The following is a 12,105-nucleotide window of genomic DNA, read 5'->3' as shown; positions in this document are numbered from 1 at the left end:
TTTTTTTTAAAAGATTTTGCTAGGTCTAGTTTCGTATGCCAAAAATGCACTTCTACCAATGGTTATTTTCAGGATAGTGAAATGGAGCGGAAGTCACTCGACTCCTGCGGGATGAAGAGGTAGGCTCGACACCTCCCCGCGGAAAGCGAGTTGGCTGGAGCGCAATGGAACGGACATGCGGGGAACACGTCCCCCATAAAAAAAACAACTTCTCTATTTGAGAAGCTGCTTGCCTACTATGTACGTAAGAATCCCAATCATGCCGTATTCATTATGGTTTTGAACCTGTTCTTAAAACAGGTGGGTGCCCTGTGAAAACCATTTTACTTCCTTAAAAAAGGCCTGTAATCCGATTGTCAACCCAAGCTCCCATTTTTAATCTGTTGGCTCAAAACGTAAATTGCTACGTACATATTAGGAATTCTTACTTCTTTATATTAATACTATCAAATCAGCTATTGTACGTCAACCTAATATTCAGATTATTCAATCTTATCTATTGTTTGGTAAATGCCACTCATTATGATACAGTTATTTACTGTATACATATATTTTAGAGGTGACTATATATGAATCTGCTAGCTACTCAAACATGCATAGAAATTCGTCAAGAAATTGGCTGGACCGAAAAACGTACAATTGAAACGTCATTTGATATGAAGTTATTTGATGACCAACTCACTGTAAAAGATGATATTTACCCACTTACAGCTATTTTTGATATATCTTATCGTAAGAAACCAGAAAAAGGTGCAATGGGTTTTCTATATTTACATACAAGTCGAGGTGTTCGGACGTATTATATAAAGGAAGATGCCTACGCTTTAGTGACTGCTTATAAAAAGCTAAAATCAGAACGCCCCGAATTGCGCTGAGTGAATCGTTTCTAAACGTCTACGTGTTGAAACATCCCCATAGATTGGATACGTTTCAAAAGGTGTGACGTCTGTACTATTGATAATCCACCCTTCACCTTCATGGTGAGAGAATGTGTCAATTACAGCTATCTGATTTTTCTTCACCCAATGAAGTGCAATTTCTCTTTCAGCATGAGTTAGGAAAACAAATGCATGTGTAAATGATTCTTTTCGTTGTTCCGCCTTCATTCCTAAACTTCTTTGTGAATGTCTAGTACGCTCATGAAAAAGGAAATCTTCAACCATACTATTTGCCGTAGCCTCTTTCCCAGCACCTGGTCCAATAAAAAGAAGTTGATTAATAGAATCACCTTCAATTGATATTCCATTTGTCACTCCTCTAACACTTGCTAACGGTTCGTTTTGTGTTAAAAAGGCTGGAGTTACAGAACCATTCACTTTAGCTTCACCCTGCCAAGCCTCAGCAATTAACTTAATCTTAAATCCTAGACGCTCTCCTATTTCAACATGCCAATCCTTAATAGTCGATACACCTTTACGTGAAAATTCAATAGAAGAAGGCCAGCTTCCGAAACATAAGCGACTTAGTATTCTTATTTTGTACCAAGCATCAAAGCCTTCTAGATCGTCAGTTGGGTCTGCCTCAGCATAACCTAGTTCTTGTGCCTCTAATAAAACATCAGCAAATCCTCGATGGCTTTCAATCATTTCTGTTAACATATAATTTGTTGTTCCATTTAAAATTCCTGAAATTCTCGATATTGGTGTAGTTGTGAGTGTTCCCTTTAACGCGTTAATAATCGGAATTCCACCTGCAACTGCTGCCTCATAGCCATAATAAGTCGAGTGTTGTTCTGCTAATCTCTCAAGTAATTGTCCCTTCTCTGCGACAAGTTTTTTGTTAGCAGTGATAACTGGAACACCTTTTTCTAACCATTTTGATGTATATGAAAGTGCAGGTTCAATTCCTCCAATGGCTTCAAAAATGATATTAAAGTCAGTTGAATTACAAAATTCTTCCCAACTAGTTGTAACAAACGCTTCAATATCAGTGGCGCGTTGTTTTTGACGACTTTTCACAAGAATTGCAGAAATGTGTATTTCCTCTCCTAACAGCTGTTCTAGTTGCTCCTTTGTATTAGTTAAGCGTTCATATACACCGCTGCCAACTGTTCCAAATCCTATTAAACCAATTTGTAGCATATTCATACCCTCCTCTTAAATAAAAAAACCTCTCCAGATAAGGAAAGGTTTTTTTGCCTTCACTTATCTATCAGAATGAAACACATTCTGCTGAAAGTAGCACCTTTTTTTGCATGGCTTGCAAAACGGTTGCCGGGCTTCATAGGGTCAGTCCCTCCACCACTCTGGATAAGTTTGAATTATCAAACGTTCGTATTCAGTTAACGTGATTATACGTCAGCTTCATATTACTGTCAAATATGATTAAACATTCACCTTTTCAGATTTTCTCCCAATTATTGACAAATTCAAGTCAATTAACTGTTCAACACTTACTTCACCAGGTGCATTCGTTAATAAATCACTTGCACTTGCCGTTTTCGGGAAGGCAATAGTATCACGTAAGTTCGTTCGACCTGCTAGTAACATAATTAGACGATCTAACCCTAAAGCTATCCCACCATGTGGAGGAGTACCGAATTCAAATGCTTCCAACAAGAAGCCAAATTGTTCACGAGCTTCCTCTTCAGAAAATCCTAGTGCTTTAAACATTTGTTCTTGAATATCACTTTGGTAAATACGTTGCGAACCACCACCGAGCTCATATCCATTTAATACAAGATCATAAGCATTGGCACGTACACTAGCAGGATCAGTTGCTAGTAAAGCAAGATCTTCTTCTACTGGACTTGTGAACGGATGATGCAGGGCAACATAACGTTTTGCTTCCTCATCGTATTCAACAAGTGGAAAATCAACTACCCAAAGGAAATTAAATTGACTTTGATCAATTAAGTCAAACTGTTTTCCAAATTTCAAACGGAGTGCACCAAGGCTATCAAATACAACCTGTTTCTTATCTGCACCAAAGAATAATAAGTCGCCAACTTCAGCGCCAAGAGCTTCTTGTAATGAAGTAGAAACCTCTCCAGTGAAGAACTTAGCAATAGGTCCTTTAAGTCCTTCTTCTTCTACCTTAAGCCATGCTAAGCCTTTTGCTCCGTATTGTTTTACATAATCAGTAAGGGCATCGATTTCTTTACGAGAAAGCTTATTTGCTCCCCCTTTTAAGTTCAACCCTTTAACTGTCCCTCCACTAGCAAGAGCACTCTGGAATACTTTGAACTCTGAATCTTTCACAATCTCTGATAGTTCAATTAGTTCCATTCCAAAACGCAGGTCTGGCTTATCTGAACCAAAACGGTTCATAGCTTCATCATATGTCAAACGTGGAAACGGCAATGATACGTCAACGCCTTTGATTTCTTTCAAAATCTTTGCCATCATTTTTTCCATCATAGCAATTAAATCTTCTTTGTCCATAAACGATGTTTCAATATCGACTTGAGTGAACTCTGGTTGGCGATCAGCACGCAAGTCTTCATCACGGAAACAACGTACAATTTGATAATAACGTTCAAAGCCAGATACCATTAACAGTTGTTTAAAAAGTTGCGGTGATTGTGGTAGAGCATAGAACTCACCATGATGAACACGGCTTGGAACTAGATAATCACGAGCCCCTTCTGGTGTACTTTTTGTTAGCATTGGTGTCTCAATCTCCATGAATGTTTCCGTATCAAGGAAGTCACGAATTAACTTTGTCGTACGATGACGTAATTTAAACGTCTCTTGCATATCTGGACGACGAAGGTCTAAATAACGATACTTTAGACGAACGTCTTCTGAAGCGTCTGTATCAGCTTCAATTTGAAACGGTAGTGGCTTTGATGTATTTAAGATACTCATTTTTTCAACATGAACTTCAATTGAACCTGTAGCGATTTTCTCATTAACTGTTTTAGGGTCCCTTGCAACAACGTTCCCACAAACCTCAATGACATATTCATTTCTTACTCGTTCGGCTATAGTTAAAGCTTCTTGATTCACCTCAGGATTAAATACAACTTGAACAATACCTGAACGATCACGTACATCTAAAAAGATTACTTGTCCTAAATCACGGCGTCTTTGTACCCACCCTTTTAATTGTACTCTTTCACCTACGTGCTCTTCGCCTAGCTTTCCACACTCATGTGTTCTTCCTATCATCTTACTTACCTCCTATTGTTTTCCCTTTTATATAATCAATAAATGATGCCAAATCAATTTCACTTTGTTCGCCTGTTTCCATCTCTTTTACATTGATTTTCCCCTGCGAAAGTTCATCATCACCAAGTATTGCGGTGAATCGCGCTTGAAGACGGTCTGCAGCCTTAAACTGAGCTTTCATCTTCTTGTCTAAATAATCTTTGTCAGCACTAATTCCTGCACGCCTTAATTGATAAAGCAGTTCGACTGTCTTTTCCTTTGCTGCATCACCTAATGAAACTAAATAGCAATCTAATTGTGGAGCAGCTGGAATCGTTTGTTCCTGAGCTTTTAGAGCCATAATTACTCGCTCAATACTAAAAGCAAAACCAATTCCAGGAGTAGAAGGACCTCCGATATCTTCGACTAGACCTGTGTAACGTCCACCGCCACACAATGTCGTTATTGCTCCAAAACCTTCTCCTTCAGACATAATTTCAAATGCTGTGTGATAATAATAATCAAGCCCTCGTACAAGTGTTGGATCTACTACATAGGCAATTCCTAGTTGGTCCAAATAGTTTTTCACTTGGCTAAAATATGTACGAGACTCTTCGTTTAAATAATCAAGAATAGACGGAGCATTTTTCATTAATGGGTGCTCTCGGTCTTTTTTGCAATCTAATATCCGCAATGGATTTTTTTCTAAACGACTTTGACAATCATCGCAAAATTCATTGATACTCGGTTTAAAGTGATCAATCAACGCTTGCCTGTGAGCATCTCTGCTCTCTTTATCACCTAAGCTGTTAAGTACTAACTTTACATTTTTTAAGCCAAGCTCTTCATATAGACTCATGACTAGAGCTAATACTTCCGCATCAATAGCAGGATCTTGACTTCCTAATGCTTCGACTCCAAACTGAACAAATTGACGCATACGCCCTGATTGTGGCCGTTCATATCGGAACATAGGACCAGTGTAAAATAATTTAGTCGGCTGATTGGGTTGCCCGTACATTTTCTTTTCAACATATGAACGAACAACAGCAGCGGTTCCCTCTGGTCTTAATGTTAAACTGCGATTCCCTCGATCTGTAAATGTGTACATTTCTTTTTGAACGATGTCTGTTGTATCGCCAACTCCACGTTGGAATAAATCGGTGTGTTCAAATATTGGTGTACGTATCTCGTGATAATTGTACCTGCGACAAACATCCTTCGCTTTTTCCTCAATGTATTGCCAAAGCTCTACTTCGCCTGGTAATATATCCTGCGTACCTCGCGGGATTTGAATGTTCATTCTCTCATCCTCCAAATATAAAATTAAAAGGCTGTTTTCGCATACTTTGTTGTTTTTATGGGTTACGTGTCCTTCACATGTTCGTTCCACCTGAGCTCCAGCCACTCGCTTTCCGCGGGGAGGTGCCGAGCCTCCTCGGCTGCGCCTGTGGGGTCTCGCCCCTACCTTTACATCCCGCAGGAGTCGAGTGACTTCCACTCCATTTCACTACGAGAAAACACATTTCTTCACAGCAACAATCTTTACAAAAACAGTCAAATAAAAAAACTCTCATCGCTGATGAAAAATAATCATCAGGGACGAGAGTTTATACCCGTGGTGCCACCCTAAATTGAAGCAATATCATTGCTTCCTCTTTAAACAGTTAACGCCTGTATACGTCTTTTCCTAATAGTCAATACGTTCAGAAAAACTCCTCTGAGGTGTTCATTCATTAAGACAGATATGGAGGGCTCTCAGCCTTGACCTCTCCTCTCTTGTTTACCTGCTACCTTAATTACTATGCCTCTTCTTCGGAATAGTTGCAGTTCATTTAATTGATTATTATCATACGAATGTTCAAGCAATGTGTCAATAGTTTAATTACGATTCATTTTATCCTTTAGTAATTTTACATCACGTAAGGATAACCCAAATTCACTTGCTAATTCAAGATTTGTATGTTGATTTTCACGTTCTACAAAACTATGGTAGTCCATATTAAAAAGTGGCTGCAACCGATTATGATGCATTTGTTGACGCATACTCGAGCGCATTTTTCTTCATCCTTCCAAAGTCGTTTCTCCTATTTTGACCAAGTTAAGAGAAAAACTTACATGGATGAGGAAATTGCACGAAAAATCCTTGAATTTTGTCAGTGCGGACATGGTTTACGCCGGCTTCGCTCATCGCATCGAGCCGCTAAAAAAGGGAAGTTCGCCCTTTTTTAGCGGCTCTCAACAATCAGTGTTACGGGGCCGTCATTTACTAGGGAAACTTCCATCATCGCGCCAAATTCGCCGGTTTGTACGTCAATTCCTTTTGATCTAAGTTCATCATTGAATTGGTCATACAGCTCTTTTGCTAAATCTGGTTTTGCTGCGTTCATAAAGTTTGGTCGTCTTCCTTTTTTACAGTCCCCGTAAAGAGTAAATTGTGAAATCGATAGGATCTGTCCTCTAACATCTAGTAATGAATGGTTCATTTTTCCATCGACATCTTCAAAAATTCGAAGGTTTATTATTTTATCGGCGACATACGTGACATCTTCACTTTTATCTTCATGTGTAATGCCTACTAGAAGCGTTAAGCCAGATTCAATCTGACCAACAATTTCACCATTGACACTTACAGATGATTTCTTTGTTCGTTGTAACACTACTTTCATGGTCCACCTCTAATGCATCACTCTTCGTACCGAGTAAATATCGTTTAGTTGTTTTATCTTTTCAACAACCTTATGCAAGTGATCTATGTTATGAATCGAAATAGTTAAATGAATTGTCGCTACTTTTTGTCTGTGATCAGACCGTCCTGAGACAGCATTAATAACTGTTCGAGATTCGGTGATCGCATGCAGCACTTCATTCAACAATCCATTTCGGTCGTATCCACTGATTTCAATATCGACATTATAGGACTTGCTTTGCTGCATGTCGCCTTCCCATTCCACAGGAAGCAAACGACCTTGTGCCTCTTCATTTTTCACATTCGTACAGTCTGATCGATGAATTGAAACACCTCGCCCTTTCGTAATGTATCCAATGATGTCATCACCTGGGACAGGTGTACAACATCGAGATAATCTTATTAAAAGATTATCAACTCCTTTTACTCGAACCCCAGAGTTCACCTTTTTTTTCGGCCGATACGTCTGGACATCCGATAAAGCAGCTACTAATGATTTATCTTCTTGTTCTTGGTCTTGCTGCTTACGTAATTTCTCCGTCATCCGGTTGACGATTTGTTTCACACTAATCCCGCCATAGCCCGCTGCAGCAAACATATCTTCTTCACCTGAGAAACTAAACTTGTTAGCTACCTCTGCAATATTTTCAGCTGTTAATACTTCTTTCGGCTCAAAATCCAAAGAACGAATTTCTTTTTCAACTAGCTCGCGCCCTTTTTCGACATTTTCTTCTCGACGCTCTTTTTTAAACCACTGCCTAATTTTATTTTTTGCATGAGAAGACTTGGTGATCTTTAGCCAATCTTGGCTTGGACCATAAGAATGTTTTGATGTTAATACTTCAACAATATCACCTGTATTTAATCGATGCTCAAGTGGAACCATCTTTCCGTTTACCTTTGCGCCAATACAACGGTTTCCAATTTCACTATGAATACGATACGCAAAATCAAGTGGTACCGAACCAGCTGGTAATTCAATGACCTCACCTTTTGGTGTAAAAACAAACACCATATCAGAAAACAAGTCCATTTTTAAAGATTCCATAAACTCTTGAGCATCATTCGTTTCCGTTTGCGATTCAATGACATCCCGGAACCAGTTTAATTTATCTTCGAATGAGTTTTTATTTTGAGTTAGATCTTTTCCTTCTTTGTAAGCCCAGTGAGCTGCTACCCCATACTCTGCAATTCGATGCATTTCTTCTGTTCGAATTTGCACCTCAAGAGGATCGCCATAAGGCCCAACTACGGTTGTGTGTAGGGACTGATACATATTGGCCTTAGGCATGGCAATATAATCTTTAAAGCGTCCAGGCATTGGTTTCCAGCATGTGTGAATAACACCTAATACAGCATAGCAATCTTTGATGCTATCAACCATAATCCGAACAGCCAGTAAGTCGTAAATCTCATTAAACTGTTTATTCTGAAGCACCATTTTACGGTAAATGCTATAGATATGTTTAGGTCTACCTGATAATTCGGCTTTCACATTAACATCTCTTAAATGTTCACTAATCGTATCCATAACCCCAGAAAGGTACTTTTCACGCTCTGCTCGTTTCTTTTTCATTAGATTCACAATTCTATAATATTGTTGTGGATCTAAATAACGAAGGGCTGTATCCTCTAACTCCCACTTAATTGTGGATATACCAAGTCTATGTGCCAATGGTGCAAAAATTTCTAATGTCTCATTTGATGTTACACGCTGCTTTTCCGGAGGCATAAATTTAAGCGTGCGCATGTTGTGCAGACGGTCTGCTAATTTAATTAAGATAACTCGAATGTCTTTTGCCATCGCTATTAGCATTTTCCGATGGTTTTCTGCCTGCTGTTCTTCTTTTGATTTATACTTAAACTTCTTTAATTTCGTTACGCCATCAACTAACATCGCTACTTGTTCATTGAACGCTTTTTCTAAATCCTCAACCGTCACATCTGTATCTTCAACTACATCATGTAAAAATGCAGCAGCGACCGTATTCGGATCAAGCTCGAGTTCCACAATAATCCCGGCTACTTGGATCGGATGAAGAATATATGGTTCTCCAGATTTACGGTATTGCCCTTCGTGAGCCTGCTCTGCATATTCATAAGCCTTGCGGAGAAAAGCAACGTCACTCTCATTTAAATATTGACTTGCCTTTTCTAAAACTTGATCTATCGTCATGGAATCACCTATTTACGATTCAATATTTCTTTTTATTATGGGTAAAGTTATGAACTATGTAAAGGGAAAAGATCAAACTTTTCAAATGTAAGCTAAAGGTTATTCAAAGAGGGAAAATCAGCCATTTTGAATACCTTTATAATAAAAGAGGGCAACTCAAATAAACAGAGATTCTAAAAGTAAAATTGGCATCCTGCATTCAACCATTTCTCTTTCTTCATCAAGTAAGTTTGAGCCACCCAAGTCTTGTTTAATTATACGTCATTAATGAAAATAACTCATAGTTTTCTAAACGATCTCTTCCTTCTAAATAACCAAGCTCAATCATAAAGGCAATTCCAACAACTACTCCACCTAGCTGTTCCACCATCTTAATCGTTGCTTCAATCGTACCACCTGTTGCTAACAAGTCGTCAGTAATAAGTACACGTTGTCCTTTTTTAATCGCATCTTTGTGAATCGTTAAGCTGTCTTTTCCATATTCTAAGCCGTAGTCAACAGAAATAACTTCACGCGGAAGCTTCCCTGCCTTTCTTACTGGGACAAAGCCGACTTCTAATGCATAAGCAATCGGACAACCCACTACAAATCCTCTAGCTTCAGGTCCAACAACTACGTCAACATCCTTATCACGTGCAAAATCAGCCATTTCGTTAATCGCAGCTTTATATGCAACTCCATCTTGCATTAACGTCGTAATATCTTTAAAACGAATGCCTTCTTTCGGATAGTCCTCAACAATTTGAATATACTTTTTAAAATCCATTTTCTACACCGTCTCCTTGACTTTTGATTCCTCTATTGTTTGTTCTAGCACTTGAGCGAACCACTGCTTTAAATCAACATAGGAAGAGTAGACAAAATCATTTTCGATTTTCGCATGCTCTAGTTTCTTTCGATACGTTGCAGATTCTTCTAATCCTTTCTTCTGAGGATTATCAGTAACACTTAGTATTCCATCGTCTATTGTAACAAAACCAAGCTCACTAAATACCTGTGACATAAAGGTTATCGTTTGTTTTGACCACCCTTTATATTTTGCTAATTCTTCGCTGTGCTGTTTAATATTAAACGATTTTCTCTTTAAAAGAAATGCATAGTACCATTTAAATTGGTCCCGATTCGGGTTAGTCGTAAAGAAAGAATCATCTTCATGATAAAAGATCGTATAAATACGACTAGGTTGTCCATGATTTAGGAACAAGGTTTTCAGTTGCTCACGTTCATTTGGAATATCAAGTAACACAACATAGCGATTGGATAAATCACCAACGTCTTCTTGATCATCTAATGAAATAATCGTTTCATTCTCAAGACCTAGTATTCTCTGTGTTTCCTTTTTAAATGTAATGAGTACGCGATTTTCAATAGGAATTGTTAGAAGCCTATCAGCCAACCTTGTTTTTTGGATACTTCTCCAATCAAATAACTGCCATTCTGATACACCCATATCGTCAATCATTAATTGTGGCTTAACGTGCCCATTCCACTCATTAATTGATAAAGTCCCAACCGCTGATACTTTCGCATGAGATGTGATTTCATCACATAAATAACCTAGGTGAAATCCAATCCCATCTAATGTTGCCCCATTCCCAGAGAATCCAACTTTTAAATGGTTTGAATCACTTCCAATTTTTCTCATTTGATCTAATTGAACGTCTTGCAATAGCACTTTCGGTGTTGGGTTAGAAACACCGAATGGAGCAAGTTGATCTAATTGCTTAATGACAGATACGGAGATTTCATCTACCGTAGCGACTAAATCAATTGATGTTACTGGTTTAAAATCTTCTTCCGTCAATACTACTTTTGCTTGTTCGTTAAGCCTAGTACGTAATAAATCCAAATCCTCTACGTTCATTGTCAAACCCGCAGCCATTGGATGCCCTCCAAAATGAGGCAAAATATCCCGACTTTTAGAAAGCTCTGCAAACATATCAAAGCCTTCGATGCTTCTGGCAGACCCTTTTGCGACTCCCTTTTCCCGATCAATACTTAATACAATCGTTGGTCTATAATAGCGCTCAACAAGTCGGGAAGCAACAATTCCAATGACTCCTGCATTCCATCCTTCACCTGCAATGACCAATACATCATTATTATCAGGAGGATATTGCTCTTCAACGACAGTAACAGCCGCTTCTGTGATCTCTGTAACAACTGCTTGACGCTCTTTATTTAAGTAATCAATTTCCGTCGCTAAATGTTCAGCTTCTTCCTTTGTTTCAGCTAATAACAAGTGAACCGCTGGATCAGCTGAATCAAGCCGCCCTGCAGCATTAATTCGAGGTCCAATTCCAAATCCAACATGGTCTGCTTGAACGACTTGTGAATCGATACCACATTTTTTCTTTAGCGCAATTAAACCTGGTTTGTTCGTTGACTGAAGAACATGAAGACCCTCCATTACTAACAGACGGTTCTCATCAACAAGAGGAACCAAATCGGCAACTGTACCTATCACAGCTATGTCCAGCCACTCACTTGGAACCCTTCCTAATAATGCATGAGCAACTTTTAAAGCAACTCCTACACCCGCTAAGCCTTTAAATGGGTATGGACAACCCGGTTTTTTTGGATTAATAATCGCATACGCATCAGGTAAAACGGGTGGTGCTTCATGGTGATCGGTCACGATGAAATCAAGGTTAATCTCTTTTGCCACGTTTGCAACATGCACTGCAGCAATCCCCGTATCTACCGTTACGATTAGTCCGTACCCATCTTCTTTTGCTTGCCTAATCGCCGGTTCATTGGGTCCATATCCCTCGGTGAATCGATTCGGTATATAAAAGTCTACTTGTGCTCCTATAGATTGTAAGGCTTTGTACATCAAGGCCGTACTACTTACTCCATCGGCATCGTAGTCACCAAAAATAAGAATTCGCTCATTTCCCTCAACTGCTGCGCGAATTCTTGTTACCGCACGGTCCATATCATCTAACAAAAACGGATCATGATAGGCCATCTCTTCTTTATATAAAAAACGTCTAGCAGCCTCTACTGTTTCAAATCCTCGATTCAAGAGTAAACTCGCCACTAGTGGAGCTATGTTTAATTCATTGACTAATTGATCTACTTGACTGGATGCTTGTTCTTTTATTTTCCATCTAGCTTTCGGTTTTAACATATAAACACCCCTTGAA

Annotated in this window: 9 protein-coding genes, 1 other RNA gene, 1 riboswitch and 1 other annotated feature; of the genes, 1 reads left to right on the top strand and 9 read right to left on the bottom strand. The window is 38.9% G+C overall.

The annotated features are described in order from the left end of the window. Positions 1-246: 246 nt before the first annotated feature. A non-coding RNA gene (gene ssrS, locus SAY88_RS09280) (6S RNA) lies at positions 247-424 on the bottom strand. 145 nt (positions 425-569) lie between these two features. Between ssrS and SAY88_RS09275 the strand changes: the two genes are divergently transcribed. Next, positions 570-875 carry a hypothetical protein gene (locus SAY88_RS09275; protein ID WP_332631246.1) on the top strand — a complete coding sequence of 102 codons (306 nt, stop codon included), beginning with the start codon at positions 570-572 and terminating at the stop codon, positions 873-875. Here the strand turns inward: SAY88_RS09275 and SAY88_RS09270 are convergent. The 8 genes from SAY88_RS09270 to recJ form a co-directional block, all read right to left on the bottom strand. Then, entirely contained in the window at positions 852-2,081 is a 1,230-nt protein-coding gene (locus SAY88_RS09270; protein ID WP_332631243.1) for a homoserine dehydrogenase, read from the bottom strand. The two genes, SAY88_RS09275 and SAY88_RS09270, sit on opposite strands and share 24 nt — an antisense overlap. Before the next feature lie 60 nt (positions 2,082-2,141). Next, a riboswitch (SAM riboswitch) is annotated at positions 2,142-2,256 on the bottom strand. Positions 2,257-2,324: 68 nt separating this feature from the next. Beyond that, complete coding sequence (aspS, locus tag SAY88_RS09265; protein WP_332631241.1) at positions 2,325-4,112, bottom strand: aspartate--tRNA ligase; 1,788 nt, start codon at positions 4,110-4,112, stop codon at positions 2,325-2,327. 1 nt (position 4,113) lies between these two features. Continuing rightward, entirely contained in the window at positions 4,114-5,394 is a 1,281-nt protein-coding gene (gene hisS / locus SAY88_RS09260) for a histidine--tRNA ligase (protein ID WP_332631239.1), read from the bottom strand. A gap of 292 nt (positions 5,395-5,686) precedes the next feature. Beyond that, positions 5,687-5,916 (bottom strand) — a binding site (T-box leader). A 56-nt stretch (positions 5,917-5,972) separates the two neighbouring features. After that, on the bottom strand, positions 5,973-6,149 hold the full coding sequence (locus SAY88_RS09255; protein ID WP_202595330.1) for a hypothetical protein: 177 nt from the start codon (positions 6,147-6,149) through the stop codon (positions 5,973-5,975). Between the two features lie 170 nt (positions 6,150-6,319). Then, a complete protein-coding gene (gene dtd, locus SAY88_RS09250) occupies positions 6,320-6,760 on the bottom strand; it encodes a D-aminoacyl-tRNA deacylase (protein ID WP_332631235.1) in 441 nt (146 codons plus the stop codon). Between the two features lie 9 nt (positions 6,761-6,769). Further along, a complete protein-coding gene (locus SAY88_RS09245; protein WP_332631233.1) occupies positions 6,770-8,956 on the bottom strand; it encodes a RelA/SpoT family protein in 2,187 nt (728 codons plus the stop codon). Between the two features lie 250 nt (positions 8,957-9,206). Then, on the bottom strand, positions 9,207-9,722 hold the full coding sequence (locus SAY88_RS09240; RefSeq protein WP_332631232.1) for an adenine phosphoribosyltransferase: 516 nt from the start codon (positions 9,720-9,722) through the stop codon (positions 9,207-9,209). Between the two features lie 3 nt (positions 9,723-9,725). Then, the gene (gene recJ, locus SAY88_RS09235; RefSeq protein WP_332631230.1) at positions 9,726-12,089 is read right to left on the bottom strand and encodes a single-stranded-DNA-specific exonuclease RecJ; all 2,364 of its coding nucleotides are present in this window, start codon (positions 12,087-12,089) and stop codon (positions 9,726-9,728) included. Positions 12,090-12,105: the final 16 nt, after the last annotated feature.

It is taken from the genome of Halalkalibacter flavus (assembly GCF_036663575.1).
Classification (GTDB): Bacteria; Bacillota; Bacilli; order Bacillales; family Bacillaceae_D; genus Halalkalibacter; species Halalkalibacter flavus.
The sequence above is the reverse complement of the archived record's forward strand: the minus strand, read 5'-3'. Positions and strand labels throughout refer to the sequence as shown.